The sequence below is a fragment of the Caldimonas sp. KR1-144 genome (assembly GCF_049446155.1).
Taxonomy (GTDB): domain Bacteria; phylum Pseudomonadota; class Gammaproteobacteria; order Burkholderiales; family Burkholderiaceae_C; genus Rivibacter.
The window spans coordinates 173,622-197,329 of the sequence record NZ_JBMSEE010000002.1; the positions used below are offsets into that span (position 1 = coordinate 173,622).

Sequence of the window (23,708 nt, forward strand, 5' to 3'; positions counted from 1 at the left end):
TCGGGCCGCGCGTCTAGAGTGGCCCGGGGTTTGCCCCGGGGCAGGCGCGCTCAGGCGGCCAGCGCCGGCGCACTCGGCGCGAGCCACGCCGGCAGCTTGTCGGCCACCGCCTGCGGATGCGTCAGCGGACCCATGTGGCCCAAGCCCGGCATCGCGATCAGCTCGGCGTTGGGCAGCCGCGCGGCCAGGCGCAAGGCGATCAGCCGCACCGGCTGCGGCGAGCGCTCGCCGGCCAGCAGGCGCACCGGCATCGCGAGACGCCGGTAGGCATGCGCTGGCGTGCCGTCGCAAAACAGCGCGTCGAACTCGGCGCCGATCTTGGGCATGCGCGCGGCCAGCGCCTGCTGGCGGCTGGGCTTCATCTGCGCCCAGGCGCCTGCACCCGACCAGTAGTCGACGAAGCGCTCGGCCGAGGCCGTCAGCTCGCCGGCCAGCGCGAGGCGCTCGACCTCGCGGCCGAGGGCGATCACCTCGCGCGCCGCCGTGACGGTCGCGGGCGAGCCGAACAGCAGCGCAAAGCGCACCGGCTCGTACAGCGTGAGGCTTCGCACCTGGTGCGGGTGGCGCAGCGCTGCCTGCAGCGCAATCGCCGCGCCGTACGAATGGCCGACCAGGTGCACGCCCTCGACATGGGCATACAAGTGCGCGGCGATGCGGTCGACCTCGTCGTCGAGCGAGAGCGCGGCGCCGCAGCGCCAGGCATCGCCTTCGCCGTAGCCGATCAGTTCGGGCGCGACGCAGTCGATGCGGCCGGCCAGCGGCGCGGTGATCGGCTGCCACTGGCGGCCGTTGCCGCCGCTGCAGTGCAGGAAGAGCGCGCGCGATGCGCGCGGCGCGGGATCGTCGTACATGCAAGGCTCCGGTCGGTGGGGCATGGACCGGAGCTTGGGCCGCGCAGGTATCGATGCGGTGTCGCGATGCGCTGGCTTTGTCTCAGCCGTGTTGCGCCGGCCGTGCGCCCGCAACGAGCAAGGGGCGCGATCGCGCCCCTTTTTTCCCGTCGCCCAGAACGGCGCCGTCAGGCGGTCGGCTTGCGCGGCGCGCGCTTGGCGGGCGCTTTCTTCGCAGGGGCGGCCTTCTTCGCCGGCGCGGCCTTGCGTGCGGGGGCCGCCTTGCGTGCCGCGGCCGGGCCGCCCACCTGGGCCGCCAGCGCGTCGATGCGCGCGATCAGCGCGTCGATGTCCTTGCTCGAGGGCACGCCCAGCCGGTTGAGCGCCTTCGCGACGCGCTCCTCGAAGATGGTCTCGAGCTTGTCCCAGGACTGGCCCGCCTTGCTCTGCACCTCGCCGGCCAGGCCGGTCATCCTGCTGGCCACGTCGCCGAGCTTCTCCTCGGCCGCCGCCTGCGTGCGCCGTTGGATCGAGACGCCTTCCTTGACCAGGGACTCGAACACCTTGCTGCCTTCTTCCTGCGCCTTCGCAAAGGCGCCCAGGCCGGCCAGCCAGATCTGCTGCGCGGACTCCTTCACCGTGCTCGCCAGCTCGCCGTCGAGCAGCTGGCCCAGCGAGCCCAGCGGCGCGGCGGCTTCCTTCTTGGCGGCGATCTTCTGCAGCTTCTTGACCATGGTCGATTCCCTCTTCGTTGCCAACGGATGCGGCGAACTGTAGGCGCGCGCCCCTGGAGGCGGCTGCCTAAAGCGATAGGCAGTGGCGTCTATCGCGCCGCCAACGAAGGCTCGCAAAGGGAAAACACCGAGGCCCCGGGCTGGCCCCGATGTGGCGCGCACGGGCCTTTCGCGAAGAATCGGCGCGAACTTCGATGCAAGAGGAGATTTCCGATGCGCTACTTCGTCACCGGTGCCACCGGCTTCATCGGCAAGCGGCTGGTCGCCAAGCTGCTCGAGCGCCGCGGCGCCACGGTGCACTTCCTGATGCGCCCGGAAAGCGAAGGCAAGCTCGCGGAATTGCAGGCCTGGTGGGGCCTGAACAGCGCGGCCGCCAAGGCGCGCGTGCAGCCGGTGTTCGGCGACCTCACAGCGAAGAAGCTCGGCGTCGCGGCCGAGGACCTCAAGGCGCTCAAGGGCCAGGTCGATTCGGTCTACCACCTCGCGGCCGTGTACGACCTCGGCGCGTCGGAAGAGTCTCAGGTCCAGGTCAACATCGAGGGCACGCGCAACGCGGTCGAGTTCGCGAAGGCGATCGACGCCGGCCACTTCCACCACGTCTCGTCGATCGCCGCCGCGGGCCTCTACGAAGGCGTGTTCCGCGAGGACATGTTCGACGAGGCCGAGGGCCTGGACCATCCGTACTTCATGACCAAGCACGAGTCCGAGAAGATCGTGCGCAAGGAGTGCAAGGTTCCCTGGACCGTCTACCGCCCCGCGATGGTGGTCGGCGACTCGCACACCGGCGAGATGGACAAGATCGACGGCCCCTACTACTTCTTCAAGCTGATCCAGCGCATGCGCCAGCTGCTGCCGCCGTGGATGCCGGCGGTCGGCATCGAGGGCGGGCGCGTGAACATCGTGCCGGTGGATTTCGTCGTCGACGCGCTCGACCACATCAGCCACCTCGAAGGCGTGGCCGGGCGCTGCTTCCATCTGGTGGACCCGGTGGGCTATCGCGTCGGCGACGTGCTCGACATCTTCTCCAAGGCCGCGCATGCGCCGAAGATGAACCTGTTCGTCAACGCGGCGCTGCTCGGCTTCATTCCCAAGAGCGTCAAGAAGGGCCTGATGGCGCTGGCGCCAGTGCGCCGCGTGCGCAACGCGGTGATGAAGGACCTCGGCCTGCCCGAGGACATGCTCACCTTCATCAACTACCCGACGCGCTTCGACTGCCGCGAGACCACGGCCGCGCTCAAGGGCAGCGGCATCGTCTGCCCGAACCTGCACGACTACGCCTGGCGGCTGTGGGACTACTGGGAACGCCACCTCGACCCCGATCTGTTCATCGACCGCTCCCTGCGCGGCGCCGTCGCGGGCAAGGTGGTGCTGGTCACCGGCGGCAGCTCGGGCATCGGCCTGGCGGCCGCGAAGAAGTTCGCCGAAGCCGGCGCGATCACGCTGATCTGCGCACGCGACGCGGACAAGCTGGTCGACGCGGTGACCGAGATCAGGGCCGTCGCCGGCAAGGACGCGCGCATCCACAGCTACTCGGTCGACATCGCCGACGAGGCAGGCTGCAAGGACTTCATCGACGCCATCACGCGCGAGCACGGCGGCGTGGACTTCCTGATCAACAACGCGGGGCGCTCGATCCGCCGCGCGATCGAGTCGAGCTACGACCGCTTCCACGATTTCGAGCGCACGATGCAGCTGAACTACTTCGGCTGCCTGCGCGTGACGATGGGTCTCTTGCCCGGCATGGTCGCCAGGCGTCGCGGCCACGTCGTCAACATCAGTTCGATCGGCGTGCTGACCAATGCGCCGCGCTTCTCGGCCTACGTGGCCAGCAAGGCCGCGCTCGACGCCTGGACGCGCTGCGCCTCGAGCGAGTTCGCCGACGTGGGCGTGACCTTCACGACCATCAACATGCCGCTGGTGCGCACGCCGATGATCGCGCCGACCAAGATCTACAACAACGTGCCGACGCTGTCGCCCGAGGAGGCGGCCGACATGATCGCGCAGGCCTGTGTCGGCAAGCCGGTGCGCATGGCCACGCGCCTGGGCATCACGGGCCAGGTGCTGCACGCGCTGGCGCCGCGGGTCGCGCAGATCGTGATGAACACGAGCTTCCGCATGTTCCCGGACAGCGAGGCGGCCAAGGGCGAGAAGGGCGGCAAGCCGCAGCTGTCGGCCGAAGCGATCGCGCTGCAGCAGATGATGCGCGGCATCCACTTCTGATCGCGGGCCGCGGTTTCCGAGCGGCAGTTCCCGAGAATTTCGCTCGGCGAGGGCGCCGGCGCAAGATCGCGCCATGCCCACGCTCGACGAAACCATCGCGCAGCGCCTGGCCGAAGCGGCCGCCTCGGGCGAATTGCAGGCCGCGCGCAGCTGGGGCAAACCGCTGGCGGAGCTGGAAGGCTGGGAGGCCACGCCCGAGGCGCTGCGCATGCCGTTCAAGATCCTCAAGGACGCCGGCTTCGCCCCGCCCGAGGTCGGCCTGTTCCATGAACGCGCGCGGCTGCGCGCGCAGATCGTCTCGTCGTGCGACGCGGCGCAGCGCGAGCAGCTCGAGCGCGAGCTGTCCGCGCTGGAACAAAAGCTCGCGCTGCGGCTGGAGTCGCTGCGCATCCACTCGATGCTGTGACGGCGCGCAGCGACCGGATCAGGGCTGACGCACGCCGCTGATCTGGGCCGTCACCGGCAGCGGCTGGTGAGCGTTGGAGCCGTCGCCGAGCCGGCCGAAGGAGTTCGCGCCCCAGGCCTTGAGGCTGCCGTCGGCCATCACCGCGAGCGTGTGGTTCAGGCTGCTCGACAGGCTGGTCGCGCCGGTGGCCGCGGCCGCCACGGCGACCGGCGTCGTCACGGTGCTGGTGCCGCCGTTGCCGAGCTGGCCGTACTCGTTGTCGCCCCAGCCCATCAGCGAGCCGTCGGCGAGCTGGACGAAGCTGTGGTCACCGCCGGCTTGCGCCTTGACCACGTTGGCCAGGCCCGGCACGGCCACCGGCGCGAGGCGGTCGGTGGTGCTGCCGTCGCCGAGTTGCGCGTAGCCGTTGTAGCCCCAGGCGACGACGCTGCCGTCGTCCTTGACCGCGAGGTTGTGGTCCCAGCCGGCGGCGATGAACTTGACGCCGGAAAGGCCCGGCACGATCGCCGCGGTCAGCCGCGTGGTGGTGCTGCCGTCGCCGAGCTGGCCGCGGTAGTTGTCGCCCCAGGTGTAGACCGTGCCGTCTTCCTTCAGCGCGATGCCGTGGTAGTAGCCGGCGGCGATCTGCTTGATGCCCGACAGGCCGCTGACCTGCACCGGCGTCGCGCGGTTGGTCGTGCTGCCGTCGCCGAGCTGGCCCCACTCGTTCCAGCCCCACGCGAAGACGGTGCCGTCGTCCTTGAGCGCCAGGCTGTGGTCGCCGTAGGCGTAGATCGCCTTCACGCCGCTCAGGCCGGCGATTTGCACCGGCACGTTGCGATAGGTCGTGCTGCCGTCGCCGAGCTGGCCGCTGTAGTTGTTGCCCCAGGCCCAGACGCTGCCGTCGCCCTTCAAGGCCAGCGAGTGGTACTCGCCGGTCGCGACGTGGGTGACGCCGTCGAGCCCGCCGATCGGCGCCGGCGTCGCGCGGTCGGTGTTGCTGCCGTCGCCGAGCTGGCCGTCGCCGTTGGCGCCCCAGGTCCAGACCGTGCCGTCGGCGCGCACGGCCACCGAGTGGTAGCGGCCGGCCGCGGCGGTGATGCCGGCCAGCGCCGCGGCCGGCGTGGGCGTCGGGTCGCCGGGCTGGTTGGGCGTGCTGCCGCCGGGCGCGTCGGGGTTGCCGGGTGTCGGGGAGCCGGCGTCGCTGCCGCCGCCGCCGCCACCGCCGCAGGCGACGAGCGCCAGCGAGCCGATCAGGATGGAGCCGTGCATCAGCCGGCGCAGGGTGTCGAGAGTCTTCATGGTCGTCTTTCGGGTAAGGCAGGCGCCGGGGCTGCGTGCCGGTTCGAGGTTGAGCAGAGCAGGCCGAGGCCCCGTGCGGTCGCCGTGGCGACCGTGCCGTCTGCGATGCGAGAAAGTGTTCGTTTCGCCGTTTCAGCCGCCGGCCAGGCGCGCGGCGCAGGCCGCCATCACCACGGCGTTGAGGACGTTGAGCGTTCGCCACGCGCCGGGCCGCGCCAGCCACGGCGCCGCCGCGCGCGCACCGAAGCCCAGCGCGGCGAACCACGCGGCCGACGCGCTGAGCGCGCCGAGGCCGAACAGCCAGCGGCCGTGCTCGCCGTGGTCCAGCGCTGCCGCGCCGATCAGCAACAGCGTCTCCAGGTACACGCCGGGGTTGGCGAACGTGACCCACGCCGTGGCCGCGAGCGCCGCGGGCAGCGTCGAGGCCATCGCGCCGCCATGGCCGTTGAGCGAGGCCGCCGTGCCGCAGGCGTCGCGCAGCGAGCGCAGCGCATACAGGCCGAGCAGCGCCACCGCGCCCCAGCGTCCCAGCGTTGCGAGCAGCGGCGTGTCGGACAGCAGCTCGCTGACGCCGGCCAGGCCCAGCCCGATCAGCAGCAGGTCGGCGACGACGCACAACGCGACGGTGGCGCCGACATGCCGGCGCAGCAGGCCGGTGCGCAGCACGTGCGCGTTCTGCGGTCCGATCGCGGCGACCAGGCCGAGCGAGAGGCCGAAGCCGTGCATGAAGCTGGCGGTCGACAAGTGGGCGGGCAGGGCGATAGGCATGGCGATCCCCTCGACCCCGGCGATCCGGGGCCGTCGTGGTGCGGGTGGTGGGCGGCCGGCCGCGCGTCAGCTGCGCGGCTCGGCGCGGTCCAGCGGCGTGGCGGCGCTGGGTTGCGACGTGGCCGCGGTCTGGGCCTGGTCGCGGCGCAGCGAGGTCACGGCGCCGGCCGGCAACAGGTCCATCGAGCGCTCGTCGAGCTGGCCGACGAACTTCCAGTAGGTGCCGTTGGGCTGGCGCTGCGGGAGCTTGATGTAGGCGAAGCGCATCGGCGGATCGACGAACAGCTGGTAGTCGGCGATCGCGGCGCCGGTGGCATCGGCGCGCGCCGGCAAGGCGGTGAGGGCCAGCCCGGCGGCGAGGCCCAGGCCGAGCGCGGCGAGCGCCTGGCGCATCAGACGGGAGGTGGTGGTCGTCATCGTGGTTCTCCTTTGAATGGGGGGTGGGCGGTCAGAACGCGTCGCGGGCGCTCGCGGCCTGGTCGGCGACCAGGCGCGGAGCCGACGCCGGCGTGCGGCCGGCGCTGACTGCCTCGGCGTCGGCGCGCAGCGCGTCGAGCGTCTTCGGGTGATCGGTGTCGCCGCCGCAGGCGGCGAGGCCGGCGCACAGCACGAGGCCGAGGCTCATGGCGTTGGCGAGACGGAGGCTGGCGTGCAGGTTCATGGCGGGTCCTTCGGTGGCGGTGCCGGGCGGCGTTGCGATGGAAGGCAGTCTCGGCGCGGGCCGCGCGAAAGTCGTCACGAAACGGTCTGGTTTCGGTCTGTTCCGGGATCGCTTGGGTACAGTCGACCGGCCGCGGACGGCGGCCTTGCAGACCCGTGAACGGCATGTCGCAACCCGCTCTCACCGCTGCCGCGCTCGCCTTCGGCCCCTTCGTGCTCGACCCCGGCAATGCCACGCTGCTGCGCGAGGGCCGGGCGGTCGAGCTGGCGCCCAAGGCCTTCGAGCTGCTGTGCTTCCTGGCGCAGCGGCCCGGCCGCCTGGTCACCAAGGAAGAGCTGCTCGACGCCGTCTGGGGCCGGCGCTTCGTCAGCGAGTCGGTGCTCAAGACCGTGGTCAGCCAGCTGCGCGCGGCGCTCGGCGACGACGCCCGCCATCCGCGCTACATCGAGACCGCGTCGCGGCGCGGCTACCGCTTCCTCGGCGAAGTGCTGCCCTCCGACGCCCCGGCGCCGGCGGTGCCGCCGCGCCCGGCGGCCGCTGCCACGCCCGGCAACATTCCGCCCGCGCTGGCGCCGCTGCACGGCCGCGTCGCCGACATCGCCGCGCTGTGCAGGCTGCTCGACGCGCAGCGGCTGGTCAGCGTCACCGGCACCGGCGGCATCGGCAAGACGCGGCTCGCACTCGCGGTGGCGCACCAGCTGCGCGAGCGCTCACCCGACGGCGTCTGGCTGGTCGAGCTCGACGCGCTGACCGATGCCGATGAGCTGCCCGGCGCGATCGTGCGCGCGCTCGACCTGAACCCCGACGCGGCGCGCAGCGTCGACGCGCTGGCCCGCGCGCTGCGCCCGCTGTCGCTGCTGCTGGTGCTCGACAACTGCGAGCACCTGGTCGAGCCGGTGGCCGCACTGCTGGCCGCGCTGCTGCCGCAGGCACCGCGCCTGCAGGTGCTGGCCACCAGCCAGGAGCGGCTGCACCTGCCCGACGAGCAGGTCTACGCGCTGGAGCCGCTGGCGCTGCCCCCGGCGGGCTCGGACGACGCGCCCGAGCGCTTCGGCGCGGTGGCCTTGTTCGTCGCGCGCGTGGCGGCGGCCAAGCCGGGCTTTCGGCTCGACGAAGAGAACCGCGCCGCGGCGGTCGAGATCTGCCGCGCGCTCGACGGCGTGCCGCTGGCGATCGAGCTCGCTGCGGCGCGCGTGCCGCTGCTGGGCGTGGCCGGCGTGCTCGATCGGCTCGGCGAGCGCCTGACGCTGTTGAGCCAGAACGCGCGCAGCGCGCCGCCGCGCCAGCGCACGCTGCTGGCGGCGATCGAGTGGAGCCACGGCCTGCTGTCGCCCGAGGAACAGACCGTGTTTCGCCGGCTCTCGGTGTTTGCCGGCGGCTTCCCGCTCGAAGCCGCGCAGGCCGTGGTGTCGGGCGAGGACCTCAACCCCTGGGCCGTGCTCGACGCGCTGGGGGCGCTGGTCGACAAGTCGCTGCTGCAGCTGGTGGATCACGGCGACCAGCGGCGCGCCCGCCTGCTCGACAGCGCGCGCAGCTACGCGCTCGAGCACCTGCGCGAGTCGGGCGAGGAGACGGCGCTGCGCCGCGCGCACCTGCGGTGGATGCACGCGACGATGCGCGAGGTCGACGACGCGATCTACGCCCAGCCGACGGCGCAGTTCACGCTGCGCGCGCTGCCCGAGCTGGAGAACCTGCGCGCCGCGATGCGCTTTGCCACCGGCCCCGACGGCGACGCGGACCTCGCCATCGAGCTGGCCGGCTGCAGCGCGGTGTTCGCACTGGGCGCAGGCATCAAGCGCGAGGCACGCGACTGGCTGGAGCGCGTGCGGCCCTGGGTCGACGAGACCCGCAGCGCCTGGCAGCGCGGGCTGTTCCACTACGCCGTCGCGGCGCTGGGCACCGCCGGCGCGACCTACGAGCAAAGCGAGTCGCTCGCGGCGGCGCGCCTGGCCGTTGAGGCGCTGCGCCAGACCGACGACGCGTGGCGCCTGTGCTATGCGCTCTACACGCTCACGGTGCTGATGCGGCGCCTGGGCATCGACGGTCGACAGCCGCTGATCGACGAGATGGCGGCGCTCGAGCGCGACGACTGGCACATGCTGACCCGCCGCTACCGCCGCTGGACCGAGATGGGCGAACTGCGCGCGCGCGGCGAGCTGGAGCAGGTGCGCCGCCTGTGGCAGACCGAGCTGGCCATCGCCCAAGCGGCCGGCGTGCCGCGCAACCTCTGGATGGCCCGGTGGTCGCTCGCCCTGGTCGAGCGCGACCTGGGCCACATCGACGCGGCGATCGAGGTGATGGCCGAGGCCGTGGAACTGGTGCGCGCGAACGGCCAGCTGCGCGCGAGCGCGATGCTGGTGAGCTTCTTCGCGGTGCTGCTCGTCGAGCGCGGCGACGCGGTGCGCGCGCGCGAGGCCATGCGCCTGGCGGTGCCGCTGATGCTGGCCGACGGCACCCTGTGGTGGATGGCCGACGCGATCGCACTGCTGCCGGCGCTCGAAGGGCGGCTCGAGGACGCGGCGCGCCTGCACGGCTGGTCCGACGCGATGGTGCGTCGCCACGATGAAAACGCGCGTCGCGCCAAGGACTGGCAGGCCGATTACGACCGCCTGCACGAGCGGCTGGTCGAGGCGTTCGACGCCGCCGAGCTGCGTCGCCTGATGGACGCCGGTGCCGGCCTCGACGACGAAGGCGCCGCGCTGCTGCTGAAGCTGTGATCAGTCCGCCGCGTGCGGGCAGCGGTTGACCTCGATGCTGGCGTGCGCGACGCCGTCGAGGCCGCGCAAGCGTTCGCGGTAGGCGTCGGCGCTGGCAGGCCGGTCGGCCACCACGGTCGCGTGCACCGCGAAGCGCTCGCCGCCGACGCGCGTGAGATGCAGGTCGCAGACCTGGGCGTCGCCATCGCCTTCGAGTCGCGCGCGCACCTCTGAGGCCAGCGGGTGGTCCATCTCGCGATCGAGCAGGATGGTCGCGCTCTCGGCCAGCAGGCCGCGCGCCCAGACGGCGATCAGCGCCGCGCCCAACAGGCCCACCAGCGGATCGAGCGCGACCCAGCCGAACCACTTGCCCGCCACGAGGGCGCCGATCGCCAGTACCGAGGTCGCGGCGTCCGCCAGCACGTGCAGGTAGGCGGCCTTGAGGTTCAGGTCGGCGTGGCTGTGGGCGTGCCCGTGGTGATGGTCGTGATCGCTCTCGTGATCATGGTCGTGACGGTGGCTGTGGGCGTGGCCATGATCGCGACCCTGGTCGTGGTCACCCTGGTGCAGCAGCCGGGCACAGGCCAGGTTGACCGCCAGGCCGACCACGGCGACCACTAGCGATTCGTCGTAGGAGATGGCCGCCGGCCGGAACAGGCGCGCAATGGACTCGACCGTCACGCTGATCGCCACCACGCCGAGCAGCAGCGCGCTGCTGTAGGCGCCCAGCACCTCGACCTTCCACGGTCCGAGCGAGAAGCGCGCATCGGCGCGCCAGCGCCGCACCAGCCAGTAGCTCGCGCCGGCCACGCCGATCGCCACCGCATGCGTGCCCATGTGCCAGCCGTCGGCCAGCAGCGCCATCGAGTTCCACCACCAGCCGGCGGCGATCTCGACGACCATCATCGCGCCGGTGATCGCGACGACGAGCCACGTGCGGCGCTCGCTCGCGCGGCGGTCGGGGGCGAAGTCGTGCGGGTGCTGCCAGGGGCTGAGGTCGTGGGTGTGCATGGACGAAAGAAGCGAACGGGAACGGACAGGAATGGAATCGCGGGTCAGGGCGCGATGATGCGCCCATTGGTGGAGGCGCCCACCCGCAACTCCGCGCGCGCCTGGCGTGCGACCGCGGTGGCCGCCGAGACGGCGAGCGCGGCCATGATCGCGGCGACGGCGAGGTCGGGCCATGCGCGGCCGCTGCCGAACACGCCCAGCGCGGCCAGCACGACCGCGAGGTTGCCGAGCGCGTCGTTGCGCGTGCACAGCCACACCGAGCGCATATTGGCATCGCCCTCGCGCCAGGCATAGAGCATCGCCGCGACCGCGAGGTTGGCCAGCAGGGCCAGGCTGCCGACCGCGCCCATCGTGGCGGCCTCGGGCAGCGTTGCGCTCCACGCGAGCCAGGCCGTGCGCGCCAGCACGGCGACGCCGAAGGCCGCCATCGACGCGGCCTTGACGAGCGCTGCGCGGGCGCGCCAGGCCGCGGCGGCGGACAGCACCGCCAGCGAGAGGCCGTAGTTGGCGGCGTCGCCGGCGAAATCGAGCGCGTCGGCCAGCAGCGATGCCGAAGCGGCGCGCCAGCCGGCGGCGATCTCGACGAAGAACATCAGCGCATTGATCGCCAGCGCCGCCAGCAGCACGCGGCGGTAGGCCGCCGAGCGCGCGGGACCGGTCGGCGCGCAGCAGCCGGTATGGTGGCAATGGGGGGCCTTCGACATAGCCGGGTTCGACATGGCCGCGATTACAAGCCCTGGAGTCGCTCCAGGGTCAAGCGACCACGCCTACAGTGCCGGTATCGCGGCCGCGTGCCGCAGCTTCTTCGAGGGACACGCAGCGATGCGCATCGGCGAACTGGCCACGGCGGCCGCCATGGATGTCGAGACCGTGCGCTTCTACGAGAAGGCCGGCCTGTTGCCGGCCGCGGCGCGCGAAGCCAACGGCTACCGCCGCTACGGCGAGGCCGCCGCGCAGCGGCTGCGCTTCATCCGCAACTGCCGCGCGCTCGACATGAGCCTGGACGAGGTGCGCGAGCTGCTGGCCTTCATCGACGCGCCCAAGCCGGACTGCGGCGCCGTCGACCAGGTCGTCGAGCGTCACCTGGCACATGTGCGTGAGCGCCTCGACGGCCTGCGACGACTCGAGGTGCAGCTCGCGGGGCTGCTGGGCGCCTGCGCCAGCGCGAAGGCCGAAGAGCGCTGCGCGATCGTGCTGGCGCTGTCGCAGGCCGAGGCGCCGGCCGGCGTGCGTGGCGTGCACACCGGCTGACCTCGCGGCGGCTCGGTCAAGGCACGCGCTTCAGGATCTCGTTCATCTCGTCGCGCGTGAAGGCGCGCAGGGTCTGGGTGCGTACGTTGCCCTGCTGGCCGATCGACAGGCCGAACGCGGTGATCGCGCTGTCGTCGGGCGCTTCGAACTGGCACACGACGTCATAGGTGCCCAGGGTCCAGTGGATGCTGCGCACCGTGACGCCGGCCTTGCGGGCCGCGGCCTCCACCGCCTCGGCCCGGTGGGTCGTTTCCTTGATGTTGCGAATGCCCTGGTCGGTGAAGTTGCACAGGGCGTAATAGATCGCCATCGCCGTCTCCATGCCGGGCCTTGTGGCGGCGTCGTCGCCGCGGCGGCATGGGCCCTTGCACGTTGCCGCGGCAGACGGCGCCGCGGCCGCGGCCCAGTCAGCTCGGCGACGGCGTCATGACGACCCCAATAGTCCACATTAGCCCGCCCGGCGGCAATTGCCAGCCTTCGACGGTCCGGCGGGGCGAAGCCAGTGCCGGCGAGTGGATCAGGGCTTGCGGATCTCGGTGACGGTGTACTGGCCGCCGACCTTCTCGGCGTGGAACTTGACCTTGTCGCCGACCTGCAGCGTCTCGAGCACGGCCGGGTCCTTGACGCGGTAGACCATCGTCATCGCGGGCATCTCCAGGTTCTTGATCTCGCCGTGCTTGAGCGTGATCTTGGCCTGCGCCTTGTCGATCTTGCGGACCTCGCCGTCGGTGGTCTGGGCATGGGCGGCGATCGTGGCGGCCGCGAGCGCGGCCAGCGCGGCGAGCTTGCGTGCAATGCGGGTCATCGGGTCTCCCGGGAAGCGCGGCGCGGCGCCGCGTCACCGGAGAGTCTAGTGGTCTCCCTACAATGAGCCGCAACCTGATCGCCGCCGAGACTTGCCATGACCACCCCGCCCGACGCTTCGCACGACCTGTCGCATGTCCAGCCGCGCGACAAGGCCGAGATCCTGGCCCAGGCGCTGCCGTACATCCGCCGGTTCCACGGCAAGACGCTGGTGATCAAGTACGGCGGCAACGCGATGACGGATCCGGCGCTGCAGGCCGATTTCGCCGAGGACATCGTGCTGCTCAAGCTGGTCGGCATGAACCCGATCGTCGTGCACGGCGGCGGCCCGCAGATCGACGAGGCGCTGCAGCGCCTGGGCAAGAAGGGCACCTTCATCCAGGGCATGCGCGTGACCGATGAGGAAACCATGGAAGTCGTCGAGTGGGTGCTCGGCGGCGAGGTGCAGCAAGACATCGTCGGGCTGATCAACGCCGCCGGCGGCAAGGCCGTGGGTCTGACGGGCCGCGACGGCGGGCTGATCCGCGCGCGCAAGCTGAAGATGCTCGACAAGAGCGACCCCAAGATCGAGCACGACGTCGGCCAGGTCGGCGAGATCACGGCGATCGATCCCGCGGTCGTGAAGGCGCTGCAGGACGACCAGTTCATTCCGGTCATCAGCCCGATCGGCTTCGGCGAGCGCAACGAGAGCTACAACATCAATGCCGACCTCGTCGCGAGCAAGCTCGCCGAGGTGCTCAAGGCCGAGAAGCTGATCCTCTTGACCAACACGCCGGGCGTGCTCGACAAGTCGGGCCAGCTGCTGACCAACCTGTCGGCGCGCGAGATCGACGAGCTGTTCGCCGACGGCACGATCTCCGGCGGCATGCTGCCCAAGATCAGCGGCGCGCTGGACGCGGCCAAGAGCGGTGTCAACGCGGTCCACATCATCGACGGCCGCGTCCCGCACGCGATGCTGCTGGAGATCCTGAGCGACCAGGCCTACGGCACGATGATCCGCTCCCATTGACGTCTGTATCGATGGGCCCGCGCGCCTTCTTCTCCTGGAGCGGCGGTAAGGATTCGATGCTTGCCCTGCACCGCGCGCTCGATGCGGGCGTGCGCGTCGAGGCGCTGCTGGCGATGTTCGACGAATCGGGCGAGCGTTCGCGCTCGCACGCGATTTCGCCGGCGCTGATGCAGGCGCAGGCGCAAGCGCTGGGGCTGCCGCTCGTGATGCGCCGCGCCGGCTGGGCCGACTACGAGGCGGTGTTCACCGAGCAGCTGCGCGCCTTCGCCGCGCAGGGCATCACGCATGGCGTGTTCGGCGACATCGACTTGCAGCCGCATCGCGACTGGGAGGAGAAGGTTTGCGCGGCGGCCGGCATGACCGCATTGCTGCCGCTGTGGCACGGCGATCGCCGCACGCTGGTCGACGAGTTGCTTGCGCTCGGCTATCGCGCCCGTGTCGTCTGCGTCGACGCGCGCTTCCTTGACGCGCACTTCTGCGGCCGCGAGTTCGACGCCGCCTTCATCGCCGACCTGCCCGCGGCGGTCGATGCCTGCGGCGAGAACGGCGAATTCCACACCTTTGTGTTCGACGGCCCGCGTCTTGCACGGGCTGTCGAACACGAGGTCCGGGCGGTGCACGAGCTGCGTCCCGCCGCGCCGGCGCCCGGACACTTCTTCGTCGCCGAGCTGCGATGAAGCCCGCAAGCCGGCGGGCCTGGCTGTTCGATCTCGACAACACGCTGCACGACGCCTCGCACGCCGCGTTCGGCATGCTCGACCTGGCGATGAACGACTACATCGCGCGCGAACTCGCCGTCGAGCCGCACGAGGCCGACCGCCTGCGCTTCCACTACTGGCGGCGCTACGGCGCCACGCTGCTGGGTTTGGAGCGCCACCACGGCATCCGCGCCGCCCACTTTTTGGAGCACACGCATCGGCTGCCGGGGCTGGAGGAGCGCCTGCGCGGCAACGTTCGCGACCGCGTCGCATTGGGACAACTCCCGGGGCGCAAGTTCGTGCTGACCAATGCGCCGGCCGCTTATGCTCGCCGCGTGCTGGGCGCCCTGGGCCTGGCCGGCTGCTTCGAGGCGGTGATCAGCATCGAGGACATGCGCATGTTCGGCGCCCTGCGGCCCAAGCCCGACGCCCGCATGCTGCGCATGATCCTGGCGCGGCTCAAGCTGCCGCCGGCGCGCACCGTGCTGGTCGAGGACACGCTCGGCCATCAACGGGCGGCGCGCGCCGTCGGGCTCGCGACGGTGTGGATGCAACGCTATCTGCGAAGCAATGCACACGGACCGGAAGTAGGCGCGCGCTTGCACCGCAGGCCGGCATATGTGTGTGCAAGAATCTCTTCGCTTCAATCGTTACGAGCCGTGCGACTGCATGTCTGACCTGCCTGTTTCCGCGCCACAAGCGCCCACCGACACGCCGGCTGAAGCCGACGGCCCCGCGGGGCGCAAGCGCCCGAAGCCGGGCGAGCGGCGCATCCAGATCCTGCAGACCCTGGCCTCGATGCTCGAGCAGCCGGGCGCCGAGCGCATCACCACCGCGGCGCTGGCCGCCAAGCTCGACGTCAGCGAAGCCGCGCTGTATCGCCACTTCGCCAGCAAGGCCCAGATGTTCGAGGGCCTGATCGATTTCATCGAGTCCAGCGTCTTCACGCTGGTCAATCAGATCGCCGAGCGCGAGGGCGACGGCCGCGACGCCGCCGCGCGCATGCTGGCCGTGCTGCTGCAGTTCGGCGAGAAGAACCCGGGCATGGTGCGGGTGATGGTGGGCGACGCGCTGGTGTTCGAGCACGAGCGCCTCAACGCCCGCATGAGCCAGTTCTTCGACCGGCTCGAATCGCAGTTCCGCCAGTCGCTGCGAGCCGCCGCCGACGCCGCCGGCTCGTCGACGCCCACCGTCGACGCGAACGCCCAGGCCTCGGTGCTGGTGAGCTTTGCGATCGGCCGCCTGCAGCGCTACGCGCGCTCGGGCTTCAAGCGCAGCCCGACCGAGCATCTCGACGCCGCGCTGCGCCAGCTGACGGCCTGAGGGCGATTCACGATGCGCGGCGAACTCGTGATCGAGGTCGCCGGCGAGCGGCTCGCGCTGCTGCCGCACAAGGCGGCCTGGCTGCCGGCGCACGAGACGCTGTTCGTCGCCGACGTTCACGTCGGCAAGGCGCGCAGCTTCCGCACGCTGGGCGTGCCGGTGCCGCACGGCACGACGAGCGAGACCTTGTGCGCGCTGTCGGCGCTGATCGAAGACAAACGTGCGCGCCGCGTCGTCTTCCTTGGCGATTTCCTTCACTCCGCGCATGCGCACGCGCCAGCCACGCTGCAGGCGCTGTCCGAATGGCGCGCCCGCCACCGGGCCGTCGATCTGACGCTGGTGCGCGGCAATCACGACGAGCGTGCCGGCGATCCGCCCGCCGGTCTTGGCATCGAGACGGTCGACGAGCCTTTTGCGCTGGGCGCGCTGGCGCTGTGTCACCACCCGCGTGACCGTCTGAACGGCTATGTGCTCGCGGGCCATGAGCATCCGTGCGTCTCGATCGGCAATGGCATCGACCGCGTCCGGCTGCCGTGCTTTCGTTTCGACGAACGGGTCGGCGTGCTGCCGGCCTTCGGCGCCTTCACCGGCATGCACGCGGTTCGGCGCGAGCCGCAGCGGCGGCTGTTCGCGGTGGTCGAGGGCGAGCGCGTGATCGAGCTGCGCTGAGCCGTCGACGGCATCGACGCGTCGCTACACTGCGCGCGATGCCTGCGACCCTCGACGATCTCCTCGCGCGCGCCGACGCGCTGCTGGCCCGCCTCGACGGCTGGTTGCCCCATCCGCCGCAGGCGCCCGACTGGTCCGCCGCGGTGGCGTTTCGCTACCGCAAGCGCTCGGCCGGCGCGGCGGTGATCGAGCCGGTCGGGCGGCTTGCGGCGATCACGCTGGCCGACTTGAAGGAGATCGACGCGCAGAAGGAACGCCTAGCGCGCAACCTCGAGCAGTTCGTCGCCGGCCGTCCGGCAAACAACGTGCTGCTGACCGGCGCGCGCGGCACCGGCAAGTCGTCGCTGGTGCGTGCCTGCCTGAACGCCTTCGCGGCGCGCGGTCTGCGCCTGATCGAAGTCGACAAGGCCGATCTCGTGGACCTGCCCGACATCGTCGCGCTTGTCGCCTCGCGGCCGGAGCGCTTCATCGTGTATTGCGACGACCTCAGCTTCGACGAGGGCGAGCGCGGCTACAAGGAGCTGAAGTCGGTGCTCGACGGCTCGGTCGCCTCGACCGGCGACAACGTGCTGATCGTCGCGACCTCGAACCGCCGCCACCTGCTGCCCGAGTACATGCGCGACAACCTGAGCGTCACGCATACCGATGACGGCGAGGTGCATCCCGGCGAGGTGATCGAGGAGAAGATCTCGCTGTCCGAGCGCTTCGGCCTGTGGATCAGCTTCTACCCGTTCAGCCAGCGCGAGTACCTTGCCATCGTCGCGCAGTGGCTGCGCCACTTCGGGCTCGACGACGCGGCCATCGCCAAGGCCGAACCCGAGGCGCTGGTCTGGGCGCTGGAGCGCGGCTCGCGCTCGGGCCGCGTGGCCTACCAGTTCGCCCGCGACCGCGCGGGCAGGACGGACGCGGCATGAGCGCAGGCGGCGAACGCACACCGGTCGACGTGGCGGTCGGCGTGCTGATCGACGGAGACGATCGTTTCCTGCTCACCTCGCGGCCGGTCGGCAAGGTCTACGAAGGCTATTGGGAGTTCCCTGGCGGCAAGCTGGAGCCCGGCGAGACAGTCGAGCGGGCCTTGCGCCGCGAGCTGCACGAGGAGCTCGGCATCACGATCGGCGATGCGCAGCCCTGGCAGGTGGAGATCGTCGATTACCCGCATGCGCGCGTGCGGCTGCACTTCTGCAAGGTGCGCCGCTGGAGCGGCGAGTTCGAGATGCGCGAGGGCCAGTCGATGAGTTGGCAGCAACTGCCGGTTCAGGAACGGCCGGTGTTGCCCGGAACGCTGCCCGTGCTGCGCTGGCTGGCCGAGGAACGCGGCCACGAGGGGCCGACGCACAGGGAGTGATGCGCGCCCGCAGCGAGGCTCAGCGCGCGAGACCGCCGTCTTCGCCCAGGCCGCCGAACGCCGAGGGCAGCTCGTCGAGTTCCTCGACCTGAAGGCCCCGCCGCAGTTCCCAGGAGGAGTCGAACCAGCTTTCGCGGACGCCGGCGGTGCCGGCATCGCTGCGTGCCAAGGGCGCCTGCGGCGAGACGCTGGCCGACCACGGCCATGCATCGTCTTGCTTCACCACGTTCTTCTGCGCCATCTCCGACTTCCCTCCGGCGCGGCAATGATCACCGCGCCACTGCTGAGGCCGAAGTGTCGTCGCGCAGCGAAGCAAGGGCCATCCCTTGCTGAAGGGGCCTGGCCCTTGGGGCTGCTCAGTGCTCGGCGGGCGGGAGCTGCTCGGCGCCGCCGACGTCGTCGGCTTCGCGGCTGCCGACACGGTAGTTCTCGCTGGCCCATGCGCCCAGGTCGTGCTGCCGGCAGCGCTCGCTGCAGAACGGTCGGAACGGATTCTCGGGCGCGAACAGCGCGGGTTGTCCGCAGGCCGGGCACGGCACCTGGCGCCGCGAAGGCGAGGGAGCGCTCACGAGCACAGCGTCAGCTCGAGGCTGGCGTCCTCCGTGGCGGGCCTGAGACGGCCTTCGGCGTCGGCGCGCATCAGGCGGATCGACACCATCAGGCGATGGCCGCTGATCTCCGGCACCAGGCGCTGTTCGGCCGGCAGGCGCACGCGCAGCAAGTGGAAGCTGCGTCCGGCCGGCAAGCTTTGCTGGTACTGGCCGCCGCTGGCCACGACCATGTGCGGATGGCCAGATTCGCGCAGCAGCGCGAGCAGCAGCGTCAGCGCGTCGGCCAGCGGTGTCAGCGTCGAGATCCAGCGCTGGAGATCGGCCTGGCGCTGCGCGACGTCCTCGTGCTGCCAGGCGTAGTAGCCGGGCAGGTCGAACTCGCATGTGCCGCCGGGAATGCTGATGCGGCTGCGAATGCCCATCAGCCACTCGTTCGTCGTCAGCGCCTGGCCGGCCTTGCCCGGCAGCGCGTTGAGCGCGTGGAAGGCGACGTCGATGCGGCCGATCACGTCGTCCAGGGCGGCCTCGGAGATGGCCGGGTTGCCGCGATAGTGCGCGAACTGCGCCTTGTGCCGCTCGAGCTCCTTGAGCAGATCGCTCTTGAGATCGGCGCGCGAGGCGACATCCATGACCTCGAAGATCGTCGCCAGCGCGTAGTGGTGGTCGATCGGGCTTTCGCGCAGCACCAGGACCGCGAGGCGATCGAACAGATGCTCGAGACGCAGCATCGTGCGGATGCTCTCGTTGAACGGGTATTCGTACAGGATCAAGACAGCGCCTCACGCCCGCGGATGCACGCGGTGCGGTCATTGTTCCATACGCTCAGGACGTGGAGGCTTCAGCCGCTGCACCAGAGCGCCCAGAGGCGGTCCACGTCGGCATGCAAGCGCGCGAGGTCGTCGTGGCTGTTGTCGATGACGGCATCGGCGGCGGCGCGTCGTCGCTCGCGCGGCGCTTGCTGCTCGATGACGCGCTGCACGGCTTCGGGCAGCCAACCCGAGCGGCGTACCACGCGCTCGATCTGCAGCGCTTGCGGACAGTCGACAAGCAGCACGCGCTGCACGCGCGCGCGCCAGTGCTGCGATTCGACCAGCAGCGGCACGTCGAACAGCACCGGCTGACCGGGGCCGGTCTGCCGGGCTTGCGCCTGGGCCTCGATGCCGATCAGGGGGTGCAGCACGGCCTCGAGACGCCGGCGCGCGCTGCGATCGGTGAAGGCCAACTGGCGCATCCGTTCGCGATCGAGTGCGCCATCGGCGCCGATGGCCTCGGCGCCGAACTCGTGCCGCAGCGCGTCGATCGCCGCGCCGTGCGGGGCCGTCAAGGCGCGGGCAATCGCATCGGTGTCGACGACGTGTGCGCCGAGCGCCTGCCAGCGCGCCGCCACGGTGCTCTTGCCGCTGCCGATGCCTCCCGTGAGGCCGATGCGCGTCAGCCGCATCGAAGGCCGATCCTCAGGCCCAGCCGAGCCAGTCGAGCACGCGATTGGAGCCGGCGAACAGCACCACCAGGCCGGACCCCGCGAGGAACGGGCCGAACGGCACGAAGCGGCCCTCGCGCAAGGCGCCCGACAGCTTCATCGCGATGCCGACCACCGCGCCGATCAAGGACGCGCCGAGCACGATCGGCAGCAGCATCGGCCAGCCGAGCCAGGCACCGAGCGCGGCCAGAAGCTTGAAGTCGCCAGCGCCCATGCCTTCCTTGCCCGTGGCGAGCTTGAACAGCCAGTAGACCGACCACAAGGCCAGGTAGCCGGCGACGGCGCCCCACAGCGCGCTCGTCAGCGGAATGGTCCAGCCCATGGCCGCGGCGATCAGGCCGGCCCAGAGCAGCGGCTGGGTCAGGCTGTCGGGCAGCAAGGTGGTGTCCCAGTCGATGCCCGACAGCGCGATCAGGAAGGCCACGAACAGGGCCCACGCCAGCGCTGCCGGCTGGCCGCCGAAGCGCCAGGCCAGCCCGGCGAATAGCAAGCCGGTGACCAGTTCGACGAGCGGGTAGCGCGCGGAGATCCGCGTCTTGCAGGCCGAACATTTGCCGCCAAGGCGCAGCCAGCCGAGCACGGGGATGTTTTCGTGCCAGCGGATGCGGTGGCCGCAGTGAGGGCAGCGTGAGGCCGGCTTCAGCAAGGAAAGTGGCGCGCCCGCATCGGGCGCGTCAAGGCCGAGGATCTCGGCGCCTTCGAGCTTCCAGGCGCGCTCCATCATCAGCGGCAGCCGGTGGATGACGACGTTCAGGAAGCTTCCGATGCACAGGCCGATCAGGCCCAGGCCGACGGGCGACAGCAAGGCGCCCAGGGCGTCAGGACTCATTCGCAGGCGAAACGCTGGTGATCAGACGACGGCGCCGAGCTTGAAGATCGGCAGGTACATCGACACAACAATGCCGCCGATGAGCGTGCCGAGCACGACGATGATCAGCGGCTCGATCAGGCTCGACAGGCCCTTGACCGCCTCGTCGACCTCGTTCTCGTAGAACTCGGCGGCCTTGCCGAGCATCTGGTCGAGCGCACCCGACTCCTCGCCGATCGCCGCCATCTGCAGCACCATCACCGGGAACACGCCGCTGGACTGCATTGCCGTCGTGAGCGCGGTGCCGGTCGAGACGTCCTTCTGGATCTGTTCGGTCGCGTCCTTGTAGACCGCATTGCCCGACGCGCCGCCAACCGAATCGAGCGCCTCGACCAGGGGCACGCCGGCCGCGAACATCGTCGACAGCGTGCGAGTCCAGCGAGCCACGGCCGACTTGTTCAGCAGGTCTCCGAAGATCGGCAGCCGGAGCATCAGGCGGTCCATCGTGCGCTGCATGTTCTCGGAGCGCTTCCAGGTCTGGAAGAAGAAGTACAGGAAGAAGCCGATCGAACCGAAGATCAGCCACCAGTAGCTGACGAAGATGTCCGAGACGGCCATCACGAACAGCGTCGGCGCCGGCAAGTCGGCGCCGAAGGATGTGAAGACCTCCTTGAAGGCGGGGATCACAAAGATCATGATCACCGCGACGACCACGAAGGCGACCACGAGTACGGCAATCGGATAGATCAGCGCCGACTTGATCTTGGCCTTCAGCTCGAGGGTCTTCTCCTGGTAGAGCGCCAGACGGTCCAGCAGCGTTTCCAGAATGCCCGCGGCCTCCCCGGCTTCGACCAGATTGCAATACAGCGCGTCGAAGTACAGCGGGTGCTTGCGAAACGCCGCCGAGAGACTGGTGCCAGTCTCGACGTCCGAGCGGATGTCGGTCAGCAGCTTGGTGACGCGCGGGTTGGTGCTGCCGCGCGCGACGATGTCGAAGCTTTGCAGCAGCGGCACGCCGGCGCGCATCATCGTCGCCAACTGGCGCGTGAAGATTGCGATGTCCTTTTGCTTGATGGACCGGCCGCCGCTCATGCGGCGCTTCTTCACCTTCTGGACCAGGATGCCCTGACGACGCAGGCTGGCGCTGACCATGGCTTCGCCGCCGGCGCGCATTTCGCCACGCACGATCTTGCCGTTACGGTCCTTGCCTTCCCACTCGAAGACGATCTCCTTGCCCGCCTTCGAGGCTGCCGCTGCTGCTGCCGTGGCCATGATCTGTCCGACGCTCCCGTTGTGTCGTCTTCGCGTGCCGGGACCGCGGTCACTCGTTCGTGACCGAGATCACCTCTTCCAGCGTAGTGACGCCCAGCTTCACTTTCACCAGCCCCGACTCGCGCAGGTCTCGCACGCCTTCGGCGCGCGCCTGCTTGGCGATGTCGAGCGCGGTGCCCTCGGACAGGATGATGCGCTGGATCTCCTCGCTGATCGGCATCACTTGGTAAATGCCGACGCGGCCCTTGTAGCCGTTGCTGCATGCGGAGCAGCCGACGGCGCGATAGGGTTTCCAGCTGCCGTCGATGTCCTTGTCCTTGAAGCCGGCGCGCACTAACGCTTCGCGAGGATAGTCGGCGGGCGCCTTGCAGACCTCGCACAGCCGCCGGGCCAGCCGCTGCGCCGTGATGAGGATCACGCTCGAAGCGATGTTAAAAGGCGCCACGCCCATGTTCATCAGGCGCGTGAGCGTCGTCGGCGCATCGTTGGTGTGCAGCGTGGACATCACCAGGTGGCCGGTCTGCGCCGCCTTGATCGCGATGTCGGCCGTTTCGAGATCACGGATCTCACCGACCATGATGACATCGGGATCCTGGCGCAAGAAGGCCTTGAGCGCGACGGCGAAGTTCATCCCCGCCTTGTCGTTCACGTTGACCTGGTTGATGCCGGGCAGGTTGATTTCCGCCGGATCTTCGACCGTCGAGATGTTGACGCCGGGCTGGTTCAGGATGTTCAGGCAGGTGTAGAGCGACACCGTCTTGCCCGAACCGGTGGGACCCGTCACCAGCACCATGCCGTAGGGCCGCTTGACGGCATTGAGCAGGCGCTCCTTTTCTTCCTTCTCGTAGCCAAGCGCCTCGATGCCGAGCTTCGCACTCGACGGATCGAGGATACGGATCACGATCTTCTCGCCGAACAGCGTCGGGAGGGTCGAGACGCGGAAGTCGATCGCCTTGCTGCCGAACTTCAGCTTCATGCGGCCGTCTTGCGGCACGCGCTTTTCCGCGATGTCGAGCCGACTGATCACTTTGATGCGCGACGCCAGCTTGTCCTTGATGGCAATCGGCGGCTGGGTGATTTCGCGCAGTTCTCCGTCGACGCGAAAACGAACGCGGTAGTTGTACTCGTAAGGCTCGAAATGCAGATCCGAAGCGCGCGCGTTGATCGCGTCGATCAGCATCTTCTGCAGGAAGCGTACGACCGGTGCGTCCTCGACCTCCTGGCTGACATCCTGAGACTCGGCTGCGCCGCTGGCATCTTCCTCGGTGATGTCGAACTCGAAGTCGCCGCCGGCGATCGCCTCGAGCGTCTCGCCGGCGCCGGCGGTCGAGGCGTCGAGCAGCTTGACCAGCTTGTCATGCTCGACGATGACCCACTCGGGTGTCAGCTGCGTGGCGAACTTGATGCGCTCGACCGCTTCCTGGTCCGTGGGGTCGGCGCCGCCGATGAAGATGCGGTTGCCGCGCTTGCCCAAGACCAAGACCTGGTACTGCGACGCAAGCTTGTTGTCGATGACATTGCGCGGCAGCTTCTGCGCATCGACGGCTGAGAGGTCGAGCAGCGGTAGCGCCAGCACGCTGGACAAGGTGTGCGCCAGTTCCGTCGGGCGTACTGCTCCGGCGGCGAGCACGGCCGAAATGAAGCTCTTGCGCTGTTCCTTGGCGCTGCGGACAAGGTCTTCCGCCGTCTTGGTGCTCAGCTTTCCGGCGTGGACCAAGACGCGGGCCACGCCCGAGAGCGAGCTTTGCGGTGCGTCGGCAAGGGTATCCACTTACGCTGCAGCAAGAATGGGCGGGAACATCGCGGAGATGATCGCCGATTCACCCTGCGCTGTAAACGAGAGCGGTTGGCCCCGTCACCAGCAGCCTACAGGAGCGGCCAGGGCTTGAAC

28 protein-coding genes are annotated in these 23,708 nt (G+C 70.1%); 11 read left to right on the forward strand and 17 right to left on the reverse strand.

The features are described from left to right. Positions 1 to 50: 50 nt before the first annotated feature. Together ACO2TI_RS04700 and ACO2TI_RS04705 are read right to left on the reverse strand one after the other, a co-directional pair. Positions 51 to 851, reverse strand: coding sequence for an alpha/beta fold hydrolase (locus tag ACO2TI_RS04700; RefSeq protein ID WP_423282311.1), 801 nt, complete (start codon positions 849 to 851; stop codon positions 51 to 53). Positions 852 to 1,018: 167 nt separating this feature from the next. After that, positions 1,019 to 1,564 (reverse strand): phasin family protein, encoded by a 546-nt coding sequence (locus ACO2TI_RS04705; protein ID WP_423282313.1) that lies wholly within the window; start codon positions 1,562 to 1,564, stop codon positions 1,019 to 1,021. Positions 1,565 to 1,777: 213 nt separating this feature from the next. Here ACO2TI_RS04705 and ACO2TI_RS04710 point away from each other — a divergent pair, with 213 nt between their 5' ends. Together ACO2TI_RS04710 and ACO2TI_RS04715 are read left to right on the forward strand one after the other, a co-directional pair. Next, on the forward strand, positions 1,778 to 3,784 hold the full coding sequence (locus ACO2TI_RS04710; protein ID WP_423282315.1) for an SDR family oxidoreductase: 2,007 nt from the start codon (positions 1,778 to 1,780) through the stop codon (positions 3,782 to 3,784). 73 nt (positions 3,785 to 3,857) lie between these two features. Next, on the forward strand, positions 3,858 to 4,190 hold the full coding sequence (locus ACO2TI_RS04715; protein ID WP_423282316.1) for a DnaJ family domain-containing protein: 333 nt from the start codon (positions 3,858 to 3,860) through the stop codon (positions 4,188 to 4,190). 18 nt (positions 4,191 to 4,208) lie between these two features. On the opposite strand, the gene ACO2TI_RS04720 is transcribed toward ACO2TI_RS04715, so the two are convergent. The 4 genes from ACO2TI_RS04720 to ACO2TI_RS04735 all read right to left on the reverse strand — a co-directional run bounded on the left by ACO2TI_RS04720 (position 4,209) and on the right by ACO2TI_RS04735 (position 6,900). Further along, entirely contained in the window at positions 4,209 to 5,471 is a 1,263-nt protein-coding gene (locus tag ACO2TI_RS04720) for an RCC1 domain-containing protein (RefSeq protein ID WP_423282317.1), read from the reverse strand. Positions 5,472 to 5,603: 132 nt separating this feature from the next. Further along, a complete protein-coding gene (locus ACO2TI_RS04725) occupies positions 5,604 to 6,239 on the reverse strand; it encodes a LysE/ArgO family amino acid transporter (protein WP_423282319.1) in 636 nt (211 codons plus the stop codon). A gap of 66 nt (positions 6,240 to 6,305) precedes the next feature. Then, the gene (locus ACO2TI_RS04730; RefSeq protein ID WP_423282320.1) at positions 6,306 to 6,656 is read right to left on the reverse strand and encodes a hypothetical protein; all 351 of its coding nucleotides are present in this window, start codon (positions 6,654 to 6,656) and stop codon (positions 6,306 to 6,308) included. A gap of 31 nt (positions 6,657 to 6,687) precedes the next feature. Further along, complete coding sequence (locus ACO2TI_RS04735; RefSeq protein ID WP_423282322.1) at positions 6,688 to 6,900, reverse strand: hypothetical protein; 213 nt, start codon at positions 6,898 to 6,900, stop codon at positions 6,688 to 6,690. Positions 6,901 to 7,064: 164 nt separating this feature from the next. Here ACO2TI_RS04735 and ACO2TI_RS04740 point away from each other — a divergent pair, with 164 nt between their 5' ends. Further along, a complete protein-coding gene (locus tag ACO2TI_RS04740) occupies positions 7,065 to 9,617 on the forward strand; it encodes an ATP-binding protein (protein WP_423282324.1) in 2,553 nt (850 codons plus the stop codon). On the opposite strand, the gene dmeF is transcribed toward ACO2TI_RS04740, so the two are convergent. After that, the gene (dmeF, locus tag ACO2TI_RS04745) at positions 9,618 to 10,607 is read right to left on the reverse strand and encodes a CDF family Co(II)/Ni(II) efflux transporter DmeF (protein WP_423282325.1); all 990 of its coding nucleotides are present in this window, start codon (positions 10,605 to 10,607) and stop codon (positions 9,618 to 9,620) included. A 44-nt stretch (positions 10,608 to 10,651) separates the two neighbouring features. Then, positions 10,652 to 11,311: a cation transporter gene (locus ACO2TI_RS04750; RefSeq protein ID WP_423282326.1), complete on the reverse strand. Its 660-nt coding sequence runs from the start codon at positions 11,309 to 11,311 to the stop codon at positions 10,652 to 10,654. Between the two features lie 118 nt (positions 11,312 to 11,429). Here ACO2TI_RS04750 and ACO2TI_RS04755 point away from each other — a divergent pair, with 118 nt between their 5' ends. Beyond that, positions 11,430 to 11,858, forward strand: a complete 429-nt coding sequence (locus ACO2TI_RS04755; protein ID WP_423282328.1) for a Cd(II)/Pb(II)-responsive transcriptional regulator — start codon at positions 11,430 to 11,432, stop codon at positions 11,856 to 11,858. Positions 11,859 to 11,874: 16 nt separating this feature from the next. Here the strand turns inward: ACO2TI_RS04755 and ACO2TI_RS04760 are convergent, their stop codons facing one another. Further along, positions 11,875 to 12,168 (reverse strand): GYD domain-containing protein, encoded by a 294-nt coding sequence (locus ACO2TI_RS04760; protein WP_423282329.1) that lies wholly within the window; start codon positions 12,166 to 12,168, stop codon positions 11,875 to 11,877. A gap of 207 nt (positions 12,169 to 12,375) precedes the next feature. Further along, on the reverse strand, positions 12,376 to 12,663 hold the full coding sequence (locus ACO2TI_RS04765) for a copper-binding protein (protein WP_423282330.1): 288 nt from the start codon (positions 12,661 to 12,663) through the stop codon (positions 12,376 to 12,378). A 96-nt stretch (positions 12,664 to 12,759) separates the two neighbouring features. On the opposite strand from ACO2TI_RS04765, the gene argB reads away from it, so the two are divergent. Genes argB through ACO2TI_RS04800 form a run of 7 tightly spaced genes read left to right on the forward strand, consistent with a single transcriptional unit; the run spans position 12,760 to position 17,706 of the window. Next, a complete protein-coding gene (argB, locus tag ACO2TI_RS04770) occupies positions 12,760 to 13,671 on the forward strand; it encodes an acetylglutamate kinase (protein ID WP_423282332.1) in 912 nt (303 codons plus the stop codon). 11 nt (positions 13,672 to 13,682) lie between these two features. Further along, positions 13,683 to 14,348 (forward strand): diphthine--ammonia ligase, encoded by a 666-nt coding sequence (locus ACO2TI_RS04775; RefSeq protein ID WP_423283310.1) that lies wholly within the window; start codon positions 13,683 to 13,685, stop codon positions 14,346 to 14,348. Continuing rightward, positions 14,345 to 15,046, forward strand: a complete 702-nt coding sequence (locus ACO2TI_RS04780) for a pyrimidine 5'-nucleotidase (RefSeq protein ID WP_423282334.1) — start codon at positions 14,345 to 14,347, stop codon at positions 15,044 to 15,046. Before ACO2TI_RS04775 ends, ACO2TI_RS04780 begins: the two co-directional genes overlap by 4 nt. Beyond that, a complete protein-coding gene (gene slmA, locus ACO2TI_RS04785) occupies positions 15,039 to 15,692 on the forward strand; it encodes a nucleoid occlusion factor SlmA (RefSeq protein WP_423282335.1) in 654 nt (217 codons plus the stop codon). The genes ACO2TI_RS04780 and slmA overlap by 8 nt, the downstream gene beginning before the upstream one ends. A 12-nt stretch (positions 15,693 to 15,704) precedes the next feature. Next, positions 15,705 to 16,361 carry a ligase-associated DNA damage response endonuclease PdeM gene (gene pdeM, locus ACO2TI_RS04790; protein ID WP_423282336.1) on the forward strand — a complete coding sequence of 219 codons (657 nt, stop codon included), beginning with the start codon at positions 15,705 to 15,707 and terminating at the stop codon, positions 16,359 to 16,361. Between the two features lie 38 nt (positions 16,362 to 16,399). Then, the gene (locus tag ACO2TI_RS04795) at positions 16,400 to 17,275 is read left to right on the forward strand and encodes an ATP-binding protein (protein ID WP_423282337.1); all 876 of its coding nucleotides are present in this window, start codon (positions 16,400 to 16,402) and stop codon (positions 17,273 to 17,275) included. After that, positions 17,272 to 17,706 (forward strand): NUDIX domain-containing protein, encoded by a 435-nt coding sequence (locus tag ACO2TI_RS04800; protein WP_423282338.1) that lies wholly within the window; start codon positions 17,272 to 17,274, stop codon positions 17,704 to 17,706. The genes ACO2TI_RS04795 and ACO2TI_RS04800 overlap by 4 nt, the downstream gene beginning before the upstream one ends. A gap of 19 nt (positions 17,707 to 17,725) precedes the next feature. Here ACO2TI_RS04800 and ACO2TI_RS04805 read toward each other — a convergent pair whose 3' ends face one another. The 7 genes from ACO2TI_RS04805 to pilB all read right to left on the reverse strand — a co-directional run bounded on the left by ACO2TI_RS04805 (position 17,726) and on the right by pilB (position 23,588). Beyond that, entirely contained in the window at positions 17,726 to 17,947 is a 222-nt protein-coding gene (locus tag ACO2TI_RS04805) for a hypothetical protein (protein ID WP_423282339.1), read from the reverse strand. A gap of 115 nt (positions 17,948 to 18,062) precedes the next feature. Beyond that, entirely contained in the window at positions 18,063 to 18,275 is a 213-nt protein-coding gene (locus tag ACO2TI_RS04810; protein ID WP_423282340.1) for a DNA gyrase inhibitor YacG, read from the reverse strand. Next, positions 18,272 to 19,027 (reverse strand): cell division protein ZapD, encoded by a 756-nt coding sequence (zapD, locus tag ACO2TI_RS04815; RefSeq protein ID WP_423282342.1) that lies wholly within the window; start codon positions 19,025 to 19,027, stop codon positions 18,272 to 18,274. The genes ACO2TI_RS04810 and zapD overlap by 4 nt, the downstream gene beginning before the upstream one ends. A gap of 68 nt (positions 19,028 to 19,095) precedes the next feature. After that, positions 19,096 to 19,698 carry a dephospho-CoA kinase gene (gene coaE / locus ACO2TI_RS04820; RefSeq protein ID WP_423282343.1) on the reverse strand — a complete coding sequence of 201 codons (603 nt, stop codon included), beginning with the start codon at positions 19,696 to 19,698 and terminating at the stop codon, positions 19,096 to 19,098. A 13-nt stretch (positions 19,699 to 19,711) separates the two neighbouring features. Further along, on the reverse strand, positions 19,712 to 20,566 hold the full coding sequence (locus ACO2TI_RS04825) for a prepilin peptidase (RefSeq protein WP_423282345.1): 855 nt from the start codon (positions 20,564 to 20,566) through the stop codon (positions 19,712 to 19,714). Between the two features lie 21 nt (positions 20,567 to 20,587). After that, positions 20,588 to 21,817 carry a type II secretion system F family protein gene (locus ACO2TI_RS04830; RefSeq protein ID WP_423282347.1) on the reverse strand — a complete coding sequence of 410 codons (1,230 nt, stop codon included), beginning with the start codon at positions 21,815 to 21,817 and terminating at the stop codon, positions 20,588 to 20,590. Positions 21,818 to 21,866: 49 nt separating this feature from the next. Continuing rightward, the gene (pilB, locus tag ACO2TI_RS04835) at positions 21,867 to 23,588 is read right to left on the reverse strand and encodes a type IV-A pilus assembly ATPase PilB (RefSeq protein ID WP_423282349.1); all 1,722 of its coding nucleotides are present in this window, start codon (positions 23,586 to 23,588) and stop codon (positions 21,867 to 21,869) included. Positions 23,589 to 23,708 lie beyond the last annotated feature (120 nt).